The following is a 16,512-nucleotide window of genomic DNA, read 5'->3' on the forward strand; positions in this document are numbered from 1 at the left end:
CGCATCATCGGCCACCAGCGAGGCTAGCGGGTGGCGATTTCGGCGGTGATGTCGGCGGCGGCGTCGACCAGGAGCGCTCTGGCCCGGACGCGAGCGGCACGGTCGAGGCGGTAGACCGGGCCGGCGGCGCCGATGACGACGGGCTCGTCGTCGGGACGTTGGATGACTGCGGCAGCACCCCAGATCTGGTCGTCGATCTCCTCCATGCTCTCGGTGCTGCCTTCGGCTGCGATGGCGGCGAGAGCCTCGTCGGAGAGGAGAGGGAGGCGCTCGGGCGTAACCAGCGGCCGCGCTCTCGCGAGGTATCGTCGTCGCTCCCGGTCGGGCATGTAGGACAACAGCAGGCGCGGCATGCTGCCGGAGTGCAGCGACATGGCCTGCCCACGGTCGAACTGGAGGCGGACGGACTCCAGGGACTCCACCCGATCGATGCAGAACGCGAAGTCGCCGACCCGTCGTGCGAGCAGCACCGTCTCGCCGATCTCGTCGCGCAGGCGCGTCATGATCGGCAGCGCGACATCGACCAGCCCCGCGCGGGTGGCGAGGTAGGCGTCCACCAAGGAGGTCGCGCGCTCTGCCACCTGGTAAGTGCTGTCGTGGCCGAGCACGAGGAAGCCCTCCTCCTTGAGGAGACCGACGTATCGGTATGCCGTCGACATCGTCAGATCGAGTTCGGCGGCCAGTGCCGCGACCGACCAGGAGGGGCGCGTGCCGCTGAAGCACATGAGGAGCCGGAGCAGCTTCCGCCCCGTCTCGGCGCCGCTTGCGGATTTGCTCTTCGCCGGGGAAGCAGGTGCATCGGAAGCGGTCATCCTTGCATCATACGAGAAAGGCGTTCTCGTGCTCCGGTCGAGGGCGTCGGAGGTCGCCCCGCGTTTCGCGTCTGTTTCGACCCGGTGTTGACGGGGTAAATGTCTTGCTCCTCCTCTGCGGGAGGTTTGACAGGGCTGCACGCCGGGACGTAGCGTCATTCCCACCAAATGGTTTTTGGTTCCCACAATATGGAACCAGTCGGAGGATGATTCGTATGACGACGGTACGGTTTGCGGCCGCGCAGTTCTACTCCGGCACCGACGTCGCCGAGAACATCGCACTCACGGTGCGGTGGCTTCGAGCCGCCGCCGAGGCGGGCGCGCAGGTCGTCGTGACCCCCGAGAACTCCAACCGCGTCCGCGACTTCACCGATCGTGCGGGTGCGTGGCAGCACGCTGAGACCCTCGACGGCGCGTACGTGACAGGTGTGCGCCGCGCGTGCGCGGATCTGGGAATCGCAGCGGCCGTCGGCGTCGATCTGCGCGGAGAGCACGAACCCGACGTGCACATCTGCTCGGTGCTCATCGGCTCCGATGGCGAGATACTCAAGGTGCATCGCAAGCACATCTTCTGGGACTACGAGTACACGCTCTTCGTGCCCGGCACGGAGCCGGTCGAAGCCGTCGACACACCGTTCGGTCGTGTCGGACTGCTGATGTGCGCCGACGGCATCGTCCCCGAGGTACCGAGACTGCTCGCGCTCGACGGCGCGCAGGTGCTGCTGAACTCCCTCAACAGCCGAGGGCCCGATGAGCACCGCCTGCACGTGCCGCAGCGCGCGCTCGAGAACCGGGTCTGGCACGTCTCGGCCAACACGGTCGGTGGCCCGGCAGACGCCTATCCGTGGATGGGCGGCTCTCAGATCGTCGATCCGGACGGTGAGACGCACGCCGCCGCCGCCGAGATGGGTGAGGAGATGGTCTTCGCCGACGTCGAACTCGAGCGGGCCGACGACAAGGTGGCGCCGGGGCGCGGAGACCTGTTCGCCGTGCGCCGTCCTGATCTCTACGGTGAGCTGACCTGGGATGTCGCGGACGTACCCGCGGCCGCGATGTACGGCCCCGCCGGCGAGATGCCGTCGCATCTCGTGGCGGTCGCGCCCCTGCAGGTCTCGTGGTTCCACAATCGAGAGTGGACGGTGACCCGCGCGATCGGGCAGATCGCATACGCCGCCTCGCGCTCCATCCAGTTGGGCGTGCTGCCGGAGATGTTCTGCTTCGAACGTGGCGAGGTCGCCCGCGACCCGCGCGAGGCTGCACGGGTGAGCGCCGAAGTCCTGCAACGCCTGCGCGATGCGGCTCGCCAGTACCGTCTGCACGTGGTGGCGAATCTCGTCGAGTCGGACGGAGACGCGCTGTATTCGACCGCGTGGTTGATCGGACCGGACGGCGGAGATCTTCTGCGCTACCGGAGGGCGCATCTCGACGACGCAGATGCGACGTGGGCCGTCCCCGGCGACGACATCGCCGTCGCCCAGACGCGGATCGGACGTATAGGACTGATGATCGGCACCGAGGTCTGGCTCCCGGAGATGGCGCGCCTGCTGACCTTGGAAGGCGCGGAGATCATCGCTCATCCGACCGACTGGGACCGCGCGGAGGCCGCGACCACGGCCGCCGTGCAACGCACGGAGGAGAACCGCGTGCACCTGGTGTCCAGCACCCGGCTCGACAACGCCGCGGGTCTGGGGAGTCAGGTCGTCGAGTCGGACGAGTTCGTGCCAGGGCAGCCCATCGCCCTGATGCGCTTCCCGACAGCGTGGACCTGCCGGCATGGATTCGAGGAGCAGATGCGTGTGGAGCTGGATCTCCGCGGCTCGAACAGCAAGGTCCAAGGCCACCACCTCGACCCGGTCGCTACTCGGCAGCCCGACCTCTACCGCGCCTTCACGCGACCCCACACGAAATGAGCACCATGCATTCCGAGACCGTGACGCCCCCGCACTCCGCTGTGATCATCGTGGGGATGGGGCCGACCGGCATGGTCGCCGCCCTCTCGCTGGCACAGCGCGGCGTGGAGGTCACGGTTCTCGAGGCGGGAAGCACTCTTTCCGCAGAGGACCGCGCCTCCACCTTCCATCCCTCGAGCTTGGAGATCCTGCATGCCCTCGGGGTAGGCGAGAAGCTTCACACGCTCGGGCTCGTCGCCCCCCACTTCCAGTACCGGGATCGCTCCGGAGGAGTGCTGGCCGATCTCGATCTGAACGTCCTCAGCGACGACACCGCCTTCCCGTACCGTCTGCAGAGCGAGCAGAGCAACCTCACGGGCATCATCCGTGAGCGGCTTTCCGACCTTCCGAACGTGCGGCTCCTCTTCTCGTCGCCCGTCGAGCGCACCGAGCTCGCCACCGACGGCGTGCGCGTCTTCCTCGAGGGTGCCGGTCGTGAGCCGTCGCTGACCGCCGACTGGCTGATCGCCGCCGACGGGGCGCGCTCTCGCGTCCGCAAGTCGCTCGGGATCGCCTTCGAGGGAACCACCCTCCCGGAGCGGTTCCTGGTCGCCTCCACGACGCACGAGTTCGCCGACGACATCGACGACCTCGCGTACGTGAGCTACATCTCCGATCCGGTCGACTGGGGTGTGCTGCTGCGAACACCCCGTCACTGGCGAGTGCTCATGCCGGTGCGAGCGGAGATGACCGACGACGACGCATGCGCACCGGAGGAGGTGGAGCGTCGACTGCAGAAGGTCTGGCCCACCGACGAGCCCTACCCGCTCGACCACGTCGGCATCTATACCGTGCAGCAGCGTGTGGCCGCGACCATGGCGACGGGCCGTGTCCTGCTCGCGGGCGACGCCGCACACGTCAACAACCCTCTCGGCGGCATGGGGATGAACAGCGGCATCCACGACGCGCGGGCGGCGGCGGACTGCATCGTCGCCGCGATCGACGGAGCGGATGCGGCTCTGGTCGCACGGGCCTACGACGATGCGCGTCGCCACGCGGCCAACCACCATGTGCAGAAGGACACCAAGCGCAACTACCGAGACATGTCGGAACGAGACGCCGAGGCGCGCCATCGTCGGACCGCTGATCTTGCCTCGATGACCGACGACCGGGAACTCACGCGGGCTTACCTCATGAAGACCTCGATGCTCGCGTCGCTCACCACCTCGGAGGAGCGATTGAAGGCGGGACTGCGGGCCGCCCGTCGCGGTCCGGTACAACCGGCCGGGCGTCGCCTGGCCGCGCTGTTGACGGCGGGACCGGTGGTCGCACCTGGCGCACACGACGCCCTCTCCGCGCGAATGCTGGGCGAGGCGGGGTTCGCTGCCGGTTTCATCTCCGGCGCGGGTGTCTCGGCCACCGTCTTGGGCGAGGCCGATCTGGGTCATGTCGGCCGCCTCGACATGGTCGAACAGATCTCACGTCTCACGGACAGCTGCACGACTGCGTTCATTGCAGACGGCGATGGCGGCTTCGGTGGACCGCTCCAGGTGTCGCGGACGGTTCGCGCGTACGAGAGCGCGGGCGCGGCGGCGATCACCCTCGAGGACCAGCGTGAGCCCAAAGGTGGCTCGGCCGGAGGGACCCGCGAGGTCATCCCGCTTGACGAGATGTCCGCCAAGATCCGCGCGGCCGTCGATGCCCGGTGCGATCTGCTCATCATCGCTCGCAGCGATGCGCTCGGCGCGGAGAACTTCGCCGGGGTGCTGCGTCGCGCCGAGGCCTATGCGGCCGCAGGCGCCGATCTGCTCTTCGTCGAGGGACGGCTCGACGCGCAGCAACTTCAGACGCTGCACAGACGTACTGGGCTCAAGCTGGTCGTCAACCTCACGCAGTCCGAGGGCGAGGAGCTCCGCAGCATGGACCTGGAGGAGCTTCGCCGCGCGGGAGTAGGAATCATCCTGCATCCGGTCGCCGCCCTCCTCGCGGCGGCACGTGCCGCGCGGTCGACCTACCGCGCCATCGCCGAGACCCAGCTACCCGACCCCCAGCTGCTGCTCACCTGGCGGGAGTTGACCGATCTCGTCGGCCTGCCGCTCTCCGTCGAGGCGGGGCGGCGCTACGCCGTCACCGCCTGATCCGGCCACCGAAGGAGTCCACCCGTGTCCACCGTCACCTCGCCCCGAGCCGTTCTCGGCGTGATCCTGCCCTCCACCAACACCGTCGTCGAGGCGGAGTACAACCAGATGCGCCCGGCCGGTGTCTCCTTCCACAGCAGCCGGATCATGATCCGCAAGCCGGGTCTCGGCGGAGACGACGACTTCGTCGATTTCCTCGAGGCGCTCCGCCTCGAGATGGACGCGGCGATCGAGAGCCTGGCCACCTGCGAACCCGATCGGATCGTCATGGGGATGTCCGCAGAGACTTTCTGGGGTGGCGCCGACGGTGCGGCCGCGTTCCAGAAGGACGTCGAGGAGAAATCGGGGCGCGAGGTCTCGACGGGTGCGCTCGCCTGCAAAGCAGCACTCGATGCTTTCGGGGCGCGTCGCATCGGGATCATCACGCCCTATCAGCCGGTCGGCGACGAACAGGTGCGCGCCTTCTTCACTGAACTCGGTTACGACGTCGCCGCCGTCGAGGGACTCAAGTGCGATTCGGCCACGTCGATCGCCGACGTCACCCCGTCGGAGATCCGCGCGGCTTTCCTCGCCGTCGACGGACCGGATGTCGATGTCCTGGTGCAGGCGGGTACCAATCTCGCCGCCGTCGCGGTCGCCGCCGACCTGGAGGCCGAACTGGGCAAGCCCGTGATCGCCATCAACGCGGCGACCGTCTGGCATGCCCTGCGAGCGGAGGGGATAGACGACCGGCTGACCGGCTTCGGCCGCCTCCTCTCCGAATTCTGACACCCGCCCCGAGCCGAAAGCCCCACATGTTCGAACACATCGGAATCCTCACCCTCACGCCCGATGCCACCGACGCGGACCGCCGCGCGATCGGAGCGGCACTCGAGGGTCTCGTGGGTGAGATTCCCGGCCTCGAGGGGGCCGTCGTGGTTTATGACGCCGGCCTCCGGGAGGGGAATGCCGACCTCCTCTTCCGAATGCGATTCGACTCCCGCGCCTCGTGGGAGGGCTACGGCGCTCATCCCGCGCATCTGACCGTCGTCCACGACCACATCGCGCCGCGCGTGGCGGCGAAGACCTTCCTGCAGATCGAGGGCTGAGCGATGGTCGAGCACCCGGCAAGGTCGCTCCTGACCGACCTCGCGGACGACTTCGCCGCGGCGGGGCTCGCCGGGCGACTGACACTGGGCGCGCGTCCCGCGCTCGTCGTGGTCGATCCGGCCCGCGCATACACCGAACCCGATTCCGCGTTATACGCCGGAGTGGAGGATGCGGTCGAACAGATGAAGGTGCTGCTGGCGGCCGCGCGTGCGGCCGCCATCCCGGTGTACTTCACCCGCGTGCTCTTCGAGCACCCGGGTGACGGTGGGAGGTTCGCGGACAAAGTGCCTGCCGCGGCGAGCTTTCGTGCCGGTGACCCTCTCGCGCTGCCCATCGAGGGGCTCGAGCATCGCGATGGCGAGGTCGTCATCACCAAGCAGTATCCGAGCGCGTTCTTCGGAACCGCGCTGGCCTCCTCACTCGCGCGGCAGGCGGTGGACACGGTCCTGATCGCCGGCCTCTCCACGAGCGGGTGCGTGCGCGCGACCGCGCTCGATGCGCTGCAGTCGGGGTTCGTGCCCGTGGTCGTGCGGGAGGCCGTCGGAGACCGTCACCCGGAACCTCATGAGAGCAACCTCCGCGATATTCAGGCCAAGATCGGCGAGGTCCGCTCCATCGACGAGATGCTCGCCTACCTGGCTGGAGGCGACCGGTGAGCGACGTCGTCGTGACCACGCGCGCCGGACGGGTGCGCGGAAGCGTCGACGCCGACGGGATAGCGACTTTTCGGGGCATCCCCTATGCGGCCGCACCCACGGGGCCGCTGCGTTTCGCGGGTCCGGCGCCGGTGCCGGCGTGGCGGGGAGTTCGCGACGCCACCCGCCCGGGAGCGACACCGCTGCGCGCCGTTCCGAACGCCCGGGGGGTCATCCCAGAGCACACGGTGGCGGGTGACGAGGTACTGAACCTCTCGGTGTTCTCGGCTGCGGGTCAGGGCGACGATGGGGACCCCCGTCCTGTGCTGGTGTGGATCCACGGCGGGGCCTATCACGAGGGTTCCGCGGGCGATCCCCGCTACGACATGACGGCGTTCGCGGCCCTGGGAGTCGTCGGCGTCGCGATCAACTACCGGGTCGGCTTCGACGGGTACGGATTCGTGCCCGATGCCGTCCAGAACCGGGGGGTGCGGGACTGGGTCGCCGCCCTCGAGTGGGTGCGCGACAACATCGACCGGTTCGGGGGCGACCCCGGTCGTGTGACGATCGCGGGTCAATCCTCTGGCGCGTCAGCGGTGCTGCGGCTGCTGACGCTGGCACACACCCGGGGGCTGTTCCACGCAGCGATCGCCCAGTCGCCGGCCGAGCTCGACATCTCCCGCGACGCCGCGCGAAGCATCACCGGTGCCCTCGCCGCGCACCTCGGCGTGGCCCCGACGCTCGCCGGGCTCTCGGCTCTTCCTTTGGGTGTCATCCAGTCGGCGCAGTACCGATCATGGGATGCTGCGCCTGCCCCCTCCGCGGGAGGGTGGGTGCGCGCAGCGGGCATCGGGACCACGCTGCGTTACATGCCCGTCATCGACGACGACCTCGTCGCTGGACCCATGCTCGACGAGAGCCGAAGGGGCCTGGGGCACGATGTTCCCCTGCTCATCGGCGCGGTCGTCCACGAGATGGACACTCCGGCGCCCTTCGTGGACGAGTGCGAAAGCCTCGGGGCTCTCGCAATACTCACGGAGGCATGGGGCGAGGAGGGGGCGCGGGAGTACCTCTCGCTCCTTCCCGAAACCATCCCCGCCCGGGAGGCAGTGGGGCAGTTCGTGTCCGACCGCATCTTCCGTCGTACCGTTCCTCGCTTCGCGCGAGCGCGTACGCCGGGGACGACGTGGGTCTACGAGTTCGCGGTGCCGGACGAGACCGGCCGGGTGTCGCACTCCTCCGAGATCCCGCACCTGTTCGGTGTCGCTGCCGGCTCGGCGGTCGGCGCACGGATGCGTGCCGATTGGGTAACCTTCGCCCGAACCGGTGATCCGGGGTGGGCCGCAGCAGGCCATCGAGGGGTTGGCCGGCGTTACGGTGTGGACGACGTCGACCAGCCGCTCTTCGAGCGCGAGCGCGCGCTCTTCCTCGACGACTGAGGGCTTCTGGTCAGGACTCCCGGCGGTGGTCAAGCGATATTGATGACGACGGCCTGGCTGTGCTCGGCCACCCCGTACTCCGCATAGTCGATCCCGAGCCCGGAGTCCTTGGCCATCGGCATGGGGATTCCGGCCTCGAATGCACCGTGCTGATTGACCCAGACGGTACCGACCTGGAGCGACTCCGCGATGTCGACGGCCCGATCCTCGTCGGCCGACCACACCGATGCCCCGAGCCCGTAGGGCCCGGAGTCTGCTTCCGCCACGACGTCGTCGAGGTCGCGGAACGGCAGAAGCGGCAGAATCGGTCCGAACTGCTCCTCCACGACGAGTCGATGGTCGCGGGCGAGACCGGTGACCACACTCGGTTCGACGAAGTACCCCCGCGTCATCGGATGACGCCCGGTACCGTGCAGGGTTCCGCCCGCGGCGACCGCGTCGTCGACGAAACCGAGCACCCGCTCGTACTGGGGACGGTTCTGGACCGGGGTGAGGTCGGTCGCGCGGTCGAAGGCGTCGCCCCAGGTGAGGCGTCGGAGGCGCGCGTCGAAACGATCGACGACCTCGTCGAGGACGTCCTCGTGCACGTAGGCGCGCTTGATCGCCGAGCAGAAGGCGCCGGCGTTCGCCAGCGACATCTGTGTGGTTACCTCAACGAACTGTTCGAGGTCGGCGTCGGGGAGGACGATCGCGGGGTCGTTCCCGCCGAGTTCGAGGGTCGCGCGGGCGAGATTGCCCGCCGCCGTTTGGCCGATGCGGCGGCCGGTCGCCGTCGACCCGGTGAAGGAGATCTTGGCCACGGCGGGATGAGAGGTCAGCCGTGCGCCCACCTCGGGTCCGCCGGTGACGATGTTGCAGACGCCTGGCGGGAAGGCTTCGCGGCCGATGCGCCCGAACAGCAGGGCGGAGAGGGGGGAGAACTCGGAGGGCTTCAGCACGATCGTGTTGCCCGCGAGCAGCGCGGTCGCGATCTTGACCACCGCCAGGATGACGGGCCCGTTCCAGGGCGCGATGGCCGCGACGACGCCGAGCGGGCGGTGGTTCATCCGGATCCGCGAACGTGGATGCGGCACAGTCTTCTCGAACGGGGGTACAGCCGCGACGGTGCGGACGTAGATCGCCCCGCCGAAGACTTCGCCGAGCGCGCGCCGCAGCGGTCGCCCCGTTTCGGCGGTGACGACCGTGGCGAGCTCCACCGCGTCGCGCTCGAGGGCATCGGCGAAGCGCTGCAGCGCGGCTCGTCGTTCCGCCCACGGCGTGCGAGCCCACGTGGCGAATGCGGTGGCCGCGGCTGCGATCGCCGCATCCGCTGTCTCCGGGTCGCCCATGGGCGCGCGCGCGATGACCTCTTCCGTCACCGGGTACACGACGTCGGCCGCGCCGGCACCGGCAATATCGATGCCGCCCACGGTCTGCGCCAGGTCGAGAGACCGCAGCCATCCGGCGAGATCCTCGGGGGTGGTGTCGTAGGCGTCGGCGGTCGATGTCATGACAGCTCCGGGTCGTAGGAGACGCGCGTCGCGCGGGAGTCGAATGAATCGCGCATGGCGTCGCCGAGCGTGTTGAAGCACAGCACGATCGCCATCAGCGCGGCGCCCGGGGCGATCGCCGCCCACGGTGCTTGGCGGAGGTCGAGCTGAGCGTCGGCCAACATCGAGCCCAGCGAGAAGTCGGGTGGTTGCACACCGAGCCCGAGGAGGCTGAGGGCGCTCTCGGCGAGGACGAGGATTCCCGCGGAGGTAGACCACAGCACGATGACCGGCGGGATCACCGAGGGTGTGAGGTGACGCACCATGATCCGTGTCGGGGAGGCCCCGAACGACCGCGCCGCCACGACGAAGTCCAGTCGTTTCGTCTGCTCGACCGTCGAGACGATCGTGCGGGCGTAGGTCGTCCACCCCCAGATGCCGAGGATGAGGATCAGACCGAGCACGCCCGGTCCGATCACCGCGGTCAGGGCGATACCGACGGCCGTGAACGGGATCGCGAATTGGATGTCGGCCAGCCGCATCAGCACGGGCCCGAGATGCTTCTCGAAGTACCCGGCCAGTACGCCCAACATCAGTCCGATGAGCATCCCGAGGGTGGCCGCGCAGACGCCGATCAGCAGGCTGAGACGGAGGCCGTAGACGATACGACTGAACACGTCCCGTCCGAGTCCGTCGGTGCCGAGGAAGCCCCCTGCGCCGCCAAGCCACCCCGGTGCTTCGTTGGCTGCCTGCAGGTCTTGCTGCGTAGGCGGCACGGGCGCGATCGCCGGGGCGAAGACCGCGATCACGAAGAGGGCGGCGAGACCGATGATCGCCGCGCGCCCCGAGGGCTTGCGCCACGTCTTGATGAGGATGTCGGCGTATCGGGAGCGCGAACGGCCGCGTCCGCGAGCGCGGGCGACGGCTGCGCCGGGTCGCGCCCCCCTGCCGCCCTGGGTGAGAGTCGTCACAGTGCCACCTCCGAGCGGAGTCGGGGATCGAGGATCCGAACGAGCAGGTCGGCCAGGATGTTCACGCTCGTCACGATCAAGGCGATGAGGAAGACGCAGGCCTGCACCATCGTGAAATCGCGCGACGTGACGCTGCGCACCAGCAGCGATCCCAGACCGTTGTAGTTGAAGATCGGCTCGAGGATCAGGAGCGAGCCGAACATGAATGAGAACATGATGCCGATGTAGGAGATCAGCGGCGGAAGCGCCAGGGGCAACGCGTGGCCGAACAGCACCGTACGAGGCGCCACACCCTTGGAGCGTGCCATCAGTACGCTCTCCGCGCCGAGCGCGTCGATCATCTGACCGCGCACGATGCGCGAGAGGGCCGCGACGCTCGACAGCGCCAAGACGGCGATGGGGAGGACCATGCTCTCCGCTCCGGAGCTGCCCGTTGCCGGGAGGACGCGCAGGGTAACCGCGAACACGAGCACAAGGAGGAGAGCGAGAAGGAAGTACGGGATGCCGTCGATGATGACGACGATCGACATCAACACCCGGCTCCGGACCTTCGACTGGCGGAGCGCGGCATAGATGCCCACGGCGAACGCGACGGTCGCGCCGATCGCGATGCCCGGCACGAGCAGCGCGAGACTCGGCACGAGCCGTGTCACGGCGAGAGTCCACGCATCCTGTCGGGAGGCGAAGGAATCGCCGAACTGCAGCGTGAACGCTCCGATGATGGTCTGCGCATACTGCACCAGTACGGGCTGATCGAGACCGAGCCGGATGCGGGTCTGCTCCAGCTGGTCGGCGGTGGCGGCCGGGGGTGAGAAGATCAGCGCCGGATCGCCCGATGCGCGCGAAAGGACGAAGAGAAGCGTCGCCACACCGACGAGCACGAGCACGAGCATCGCCGCTCGACGCAGCAGGAAGCCGACGATCCACGACGCACGACGCGCGGACCGTGCCGCCGGTCGGGCTGCGGACGAGACGGTCGGCGTGACCAGCGCGGGCGCGGTCATGCGTCGGCCCGGTGCGCGGAGGAGATCAGCCGTTCGACGAACTGCGCGCGTTCCTTCGCGAGTTCCGCCTCGGCCGCCGGGCCCGGCTCGGCGCTGTCGAGATCGGAACGGGTGAGGCACCCCTTCTCGTCGAGCGTGCGTTCGACCAGCGTCAGCCGGTCACGGAGTACCCAGACCTCGGAGGCCAGCTCGAGCAGCATCCGGAACAGGGAATCCGTGTCCTGCGTGGGCTCGAGATAACGGGGGGAGTCGATGGCGAATCCAGGCATAGGGGTCCTTCAGACGCGGGCGGCCGTCTCGACCGGGCGGGTGGCCGGTGCGCCGATGACGGGGTAGGGGAGCTGGACGGGAGGGCGCTCGTCGGCGGGCAATGAGAGCTCCCCGGGGAAGTGGCACATCACCGAGCGACCGGTCGGGGTCGTCACCGCCGCGGGATCGTCGGTGGCGCAGACCTTGCGTGCGATGGGGCAGCGCGTGTGGAAGTGGCAGCCGGACGGGGGATCGATCGGCGAGGGGATGTCGCCGCGCGGCACGATCTTCCGGCCGTCCCGTCGTGTCATCGAGGCGAGCGACACGGTGTACGGATGCAGCGGCTCGTCGAAGATCTCCTGGGCCGTGCCCACCTCGACGATTCGTCCGAGATACATCACCGCGACGCGGTGGCTGATGTGGCGGACGAGCGAGAGCTCGTGGCTGATGAACAGATAGGCGAGTCCTCGCTCGGCCTGCAGGTCGGCCATCAGGTTGATGACCTGCGCCTGCACCGAGACGTCGAGTGCCGCCGTCGGCTCGTCGGCGACGATGAGCGACGGCTCGAGCATGAGCGCGCGACCCACGCCGATGCGCTGACGCTGCCCGCCGGACAGCTCGCGCGGGTAGCGCACGGCCGAGCGGGGGTCGAGGCCGACTTTCTCCAGCATCGCCATCGCCGTCTCGTACCGGCTCGCCCGGGTGCCGACGGCCTGGATCTCGAGGGGCTCCATGAGCGAGTCGATGATGCGCATGTACGGGTTCAGCGACGTCGAGGGGTTTTGGAAGATCATCGCCGAGCGTCGGCGCAGCACACGATCCAATTGAGAAGGACGCAGCGAAGAAACGTCGTTCCCCTCGAAGAGGATGCGTCCGCCGGTGGGACGGTAGAGCCGGAGCGCCGTGCGGCCGACGGTCGTCTTGCCCGAGCCCGACTCTCCGACCAGGCCCACGGTCTCGCCTTTCGCCAGCGAGAGCGAGATGCCGTCCACCGCGCGCACAGTCTTGCGGCGCGGGCCGGGGAAGTGCTGCTCGAGGTCGATCAGCTGCAGGACGGGGGTTGCCGCGGTGTCGTGATCGGTCATGCCGCCGCCTCCACTTCAGAGATGCCGGACTGCGCTTGCACCCGGGTACAGGCGGTCGCGCGCCCGCGGTCGATCTGCAGGAGCCGTGCCGGCGTCGTGCGGCAGATCTCCTCCGCCGAGCCGCACCGAGGTGCGAACGCGCACCCGGGCGGGAGGTCGTCGAGGGCGGGTGGACGTCCTTCGATGGGGCGCAGGCGTTCGCCCGGCCGGTGGTCGGGGGAGGACTGCAGCAGCGCCCAGGTGTAGGGATGCGTGGGCCGCTCGAGAACGTCGTGCACGGGGCCTCGTTCGACGACCGTGCCGCCGTACATGATGACGAGGTCGTCGGCGAGACCGCTGATGACGTCGAGGTCGTGCGTGGCGATGAGGATCGTCAGGCCGAGGGTCTCCTTCAGCTCGCGCAGGAGGTCGAGGATCTGCTCTTGCGTCGTCACGTCGAGGGCGGTCGTCGGCTCGTCGCACACCAGAATCGACGGGGAGGCGACGAGAGCCATTGCGATGACGACGCGCTGGAGTTGGCCGCCCGACACCTGGTGGGGGTAGCTCTGCATGCGGGCGGCGGGATCCGAGATTCCGACGCGCTGGAGGGTCTCTTCCGCCAGACTGCGGGCTGCGGCCTTGGTCAGGCCGCGGTCGGCGGAACGGGCGGACTCGATGAGCTGGTCCCCGAGCGAGTGCATCGGGTGCAACGAGCTCCAGGGGTCCTGGAAGATCACGCGCGCGGCTGACGCCCGGAATCGGCGGAGCCCCGCAGCATCCAGGAGGTCGATGCGCTCGCCGTTCGCGGTGACCTCTCCCGTGATGCGGGCGCCCGAGGGGAGGAGGCGAAGCGCGGCGAGCATCGCGGTGGACTTACCCGACCCCGACTCGCCCGCGAGCGCCAAGACGGATCCGCGCCCGACGTCGAACGTGATGTCGCGAAGGATCTGGATCTCGCCCGTCGAGGTCGGGAGGAAGACGTTGACGTCGCGCATGCTCAACGCGACATGGGAGGTCACCGGTGGTCGGGCACTGCTGGGGACGCTCACGACGATGCCTCCGGGATGTCTTCGGGCTTGCGTGCGGTGAGCACCCAGGGGTAGTTGCCGTCGCCGAGCCCGCGCTCGACGATGTCGGTGAACCCCGCGGCGCGGGCGAGATCGCTCAGGTTCATGCTCGCGGCGGTGCGCCACCACGGCTCGGACCCGTTCTCGGCGTCCCAGTCGTCGGCCCACGCCTGGTAGGTGCTGCGCTCGCGATACGGGGTCACGTCGGAGAAGTGGATGTCACCTCCGGGGGCCAGGACGCGGAACGCCTCGTCGAGCACGCCCCGGGTGACGTGAGGCGGAACCTCATGGAGCATGATGAACGAGGTCACCAGATCGACGGATGCTGCGGGGAGCCCGGTCGCCTCTGCGGGTGCTCGTACTCCGCGCCAGGTGTGGCCGGCGTCGAGACCGCGGCGGAGCGCATAGCCGAGCGCGGAACGGGAGATGTCCAGCGCGATGATCTCGGCATCGGGGTAGGTCTCGGCGAGTTTCATCGTGTACTGCCCGGTACCCGCACCGAGGTCGAGGATGCGGCGGTAGGTCTCGCGGGGCGCAGCGGCGGCGACCTTGCCTCGGACGGCGTAGATGTCGCCGCCGTACGCCGCCATGATGATGTGCCGGTAGACGAGCTCGTGGTGGATGAACCCCATGTGCTCGTGGCCGTCCCAGCCCCCGGCGGTGCCGTGGAACTCATAACTCCAGTAGCGGGGTGCGTCGCCCGCCACGATGTCGTCGATCTCGGCGCCGGCGAGGGCGAGGGGCTCGAGGCTGTCGCGGGATCGTTCGAAGGCGGCGACGGCGCGCGGCGTGGCCCGATCGCGACTCCAGCGCAGTGTGGCGCCGAGGAGGCGAAGATCGGCGGAGTCGCTCAGTGCGGCGTCGGTGCGCTCGCGGAGCGACTCGATGTCGTCGAAGGGGTCGTCGAGGGCGCCGGACTGCTCGAGTCGGGTCCTGATGGCCGAACGCAGCGGAGCCAGGCTCGCCCGCAGCCCGGAGAGGAACTGGAGTTCGGCGCGACCGCGCTGATCGAGGGTGATCGCGGGCGCCGCGGGGGCATCGATCGTCATGAGCGGCCTTTCTCGTGGGGAGGAGAGAGGGTGGGCGGCACGCATGCCGCCCACCCCGGGTGTCATTCGGACTTGACGATCGTGTCGAGCACGATGGCGATGCCGGTCGAGAAGTCCACGCCGCTGACGTTCGCTCCGGTGGCCCCGACGGTCGGGGCACCGTAGGTCCAGAGGATGTACGACTGGTCGGCGAGATACTGGCTCGCCTCGACGAGCAGCCCCTCGCGCACGGCGGGATCGATCGCGGTCTTCGTCGCCGCGTAGAGTGCGTCCCACTCGGGGTCGACGACCATCGGGCGCGCGGTCGTGCTGACGAAGGAGAACGGGCGATCCGCGTCGCGGGTGCCGACGTACGACATACCGCGGTAGAAGATGTCCGCGTCGGTTCCATTGCCGAAGGCCTGGAGCCAGACGGTCGTCTCGACCGCATCAATCGTGACCGCGAAGCCGGCCGCCTCGAGCTGGGCGCCGATGGCTTCGTAGAGCGTGCTGTACGCGGAAAGGCCCATGATCGTCACCTCGGCACCGACGGCGTCGTTCTTCTCGAGCAGGGCGCGGGCGGCCTCGGGGTCGTAATCCGGTCGCGTGATCTCATCCGTGTGACCGAAGATCCCGGGCATGGGGAGCTGCCCGTCTTCCTTCACGCCCTGCCCTGCGGTCAGCGCCTCGATGAGTCCGTCGACGTCGATCGCGAGGTTGGCGGCCTCGCGCACCTCGACGTTGTCGAACGGCGCCTTCTGCGTGTTGAGCTGGAAGAAGTTCTGGTTGCCACTCCACTCGCCGAAGACGGTCACGTCGGTATTGCCGGAGAGGGTCTCGATAGCCGGTACGCCCATCTGATGGGCGACGTCGAGCTCGCCCGCCTCGATTGCCGATGCGAGCGAAGTCGGGTCGGCGTAGACGCGGTAATCGATCGTCGGGGTGGCGGGGGCGTCTCCCCAGAATCCATCGAAAGCGGTGAAGGTGATCCCGGAACCGGCGACGAAGTCGCTCGCGGTGTAGGAGCCGGTGCCGATCACCTCGGACGAGAACGCCTCGGCGCCGAGTTCGGCCCACGCGTCCGAGGGCACGATGTAGACCTGGCTCATCTTCGTCAGGACGAGAGGGTCGGGTTCGGCGGTGGTGATGGTGACGGTGTAGTCGTCGGTCGCCTCCCACGTCAGGTTTTCGAGCAGGGGCGCGGCGCTGTAGCTGCCGGCGACGGTCTCGTCGAGGGTGAAGACGACGTCCTCGGCGGTGAAGTCGCTGCCATCGTGGAACGTGACGCCCTCGCGAAGGGTGAAGACCCACGTGCTGTCGTCGGGATTCGTCCACTCCGTGGCCAGACGTGCCTCGGGCACGGCGGGGTCGTCGCCGAGGCGCACGAGGGAGTCGTAGGAGGCGAACACCGTGGTGCTGTACTGCGATTCGAGCGGGTTCAGATTGTTAAGCGTGGTACTGGTGCCGACCACGATGGATTCGGCCGTCGCGCCGCTCCCGTCGGAGCCGCCGGCGGCGCCGGCGCATGCCGACAGGGTCAATCCGCCCACGAGGAGGACGGCAGTGGAGGTGAGAAGGCGCGGGCCTGCGATGCGGTGTGCACGGGACACGTGGTGCTCCTGATTTATCGGGTGAAGCGGAACAGTGAGTGGGGCAGG

At 68.8% G+C, this 16,512-nt stretch carries 15 protein-coding genes; 6 read left to right on the forward strand and 9 right to left on the reverse strand.

All coding sequences use genetic code 11. From position 1 onward, the window contains the following. Positions 1–23: 23 nt before the first annotated feature. Positions 24–812, reverse strand: coding sequence for an IclR family transcriptional regulator (locus tag FVP77_RS03010; RefSeq protein WP_187266790.1), 789 nt, complete (start codon positions 810–812; stop codon positions 24–26). 215 nt (positions 813–1,027) lie between these two features. On the opposite strand from FVP77_RS03010, the gene FVP77_RS03015 reads away from it, so the two are divergent. Genes FVP77_RS03015 through FVP77_RS03040 form a run of 6 tightly spaced genes read left to right on the forward strand, consistent with a single transcriptional unit; the run spans position 1,028 to position 8,002 of the window. Further along, a complete protein-coding gene (locus FVP77_RS03015) occupies positions 1,028–2,722 on the forward strand; it encodes a carbon-nitrogen hydrolase family protein (protein ID WP_187266791.1) in 1,695 nt (564 codons plus the stop codon). A gap of 5 nt (positions 2,723–2,727) precedes the next feature. Continuing rightward, the gene (locus FVP77_RS03020; protein WP_187266792.1) at positions 2,728–4,839 is read left to right on the forward strand and encodes an FAD-dependent monooxygenase; all 2,112 of its coding nucleotides are present in this window, start codon (positions 2,728–2,730) and stop codon (positions 4,837–4,839) included. Positions 4,840–4,863: 24 nt separating this feature from the next. Next, positions 4,864–5,607: a maleate cis-trans isomerase family protein gene (locus FVP77_RS03025; protein ID WP_147893192.1), complete on the forward strand. Its 744-nt coding sequence runs from the start codon at positions 4,864–4,866 to the stop codon at positions 5,605–5,607. Positions 5,608–5,633: 26 nt separating this feature from the next. Further along, the gene (locus tag FVP77_RS03030; protein WP_147893193.1) at positions 5,634–5,927 is read left to right on the forward strand and encodes a Dabb family protein; all 294 of its coding nucleotides are present in this window, start codon (positions 5,634–5,636) and stop codon (positions 5,925–5,927) included. Between the two features lie 3 nt (positions 5,928–5,930). Then, positions 5,931–6,584 carry an isochorismatase family protein gene (locus FVP77_RS03035; RefSeq protein WP_147893194.1) on the forward strand — a complete coding sequence of 218 codons (654 nt, stop codon included), beginning with the start codon at positions 5,931–5,933 and terminating at the stop codon, positions 6,582–6,584. Then, positions 6,581–8,002 carry a carboxylesterase/lipase family protein gene (locus FVP77_RS03040; protein WP_147893195.1) on the forward strand — a complete coding sequence of 474 codons (1,422 nt, stop codon included), beginning with the start codon at positions 6,581–6,583 and terminating at the stop codon, positions 8,000–8,002. The genes FVP77_RS03035 and FVP77_RS03040 overlap by 4 nt, the downstream gene beginning before the upstream one ends. Positions 8,003–8,031: 29 nt before the next feature. On the opposite strand, the gene FVP77_RS03045 is transcribed toward FVP77_RS03040, so the two are convergent. The 8 genes from FVP77_RS03045 to FVP77_RS03080 all read right to left on the reverse strand — a co-directional run bounded on the left by FVP77_RS03045 (position 8,032) and on the right by FVP77_RS03080 (position 16,464). Then, on the reverse strand, positions 8,032–9,492 hold the full coding sequence (locus FVP77_RS03045) for an aldehyde dehydrogenase family protein (protein WP_147893196.1): 1,461 nt from the start codon (positions 9,490–9,492) through the stop codon (positions 8,032–8,034). Next, the gene (locus tag FVP77_RS03050) at positions 9,489–10,442 is read right to left on the reverse strand and encodes an ABC transporter permease (RefSeq protein ID WP_147893197.1); all 954 of its coding nucleotides are present in this window, start codon (positions 10,440–10,442) and stop codon (positions 9,489–9,491) included. Before FVP77_RS03050 ends, FVP77_RS03045 begins: the two co-directional genes overlap by 4 nt. Then, entirely contained in the window at positions 10,439–11,446 is a 1,008-nt protein-coding gene (locus FVP77_RS03055) for an ABC transporter permease (RefSeq protein WP_147893198.1), read from the reverse strand. Before FVP77_RS03055 ends, FVP77_RS03050 begins: the two co-directional genes overlap by 4 nt. Then, positions 11,443–11,715, reverse strand: coding sequence for a hypothetical protein (locus FVP77_RS03060; RefSeq protein WP_147893199.1), 273 nt, complete (start codon positions 11,713–11,715; stop codon positions 11,443–11,445). The genes FVP77_RS03055 and FVP77_RS03060 overlap by 4 nt, the downstream gene beginning before the upstream one ends. Positions 11,716–11,724: 9 nt before the next feature. Further along, a complete protein-coding gene (locus FVP77_RS03065; RefSeq protein ID WP_147893200.1) occupies positions 11,725–12,780 on the reverse strand; it encodes an ABC transporter ATP-binding protein in 1,056 nt (351 codons plus the stop codon). Beyond that, positions 12,777–13,808 carry an ABC transporter ATP-binding protein gene (locus FVP77_RS03070; RefSeq protein WP_147893201.1) on the reverse strand — a complete coding sequence of 344 codons (1,032 nt, stop codon included), beginning with the start codon at positions 13,806–13,808 and terminating at the stop codon, positions 12,777–12,779. Before FVP77_RS03070 ends, FVP77_RS03065 begins: the two co-directional genes overlap by 4 nt. Then, on the reverse strand, positions 13,805–14,875 hold the full coding sequence (locus tag FVP77_RS03075; protein WP_147893202.1) for a class I SAM-dependent methyltransferase: 1,071 nt from the start codon (positions 14,873–14,875) through the stop codon (positions 13,805–13,807). Before FVP77_RS03075 ends, FVP77_RS03070 begins: the two co-directional genes overlap by 4 nt. A gap of 62 nt (positions 14,876–14,937) precedes the next feature. After that, a complete protein-coding gene (locus FVP77_RS03080) occupies positions 14,938–16,464 on the reverse strand; it encodes an ABC transporter substrate-binding protein (RefSeq protein WP_187266793.1) in 1,527 nt (508 codons plus the stop codon). Positions 16,465–16,512 lie beyond the last annotated feature (48 nt).

Origin of the sequence: Microbacterium hatanonis, from assembly GCF_008017415.1 — a bacterium.
GTDB lineage: Bacteria > Actinomycetota > Actinomycetes > Actinomycetales > Microbacteriaceae > Microbacterium > Microbacterium hatanonis.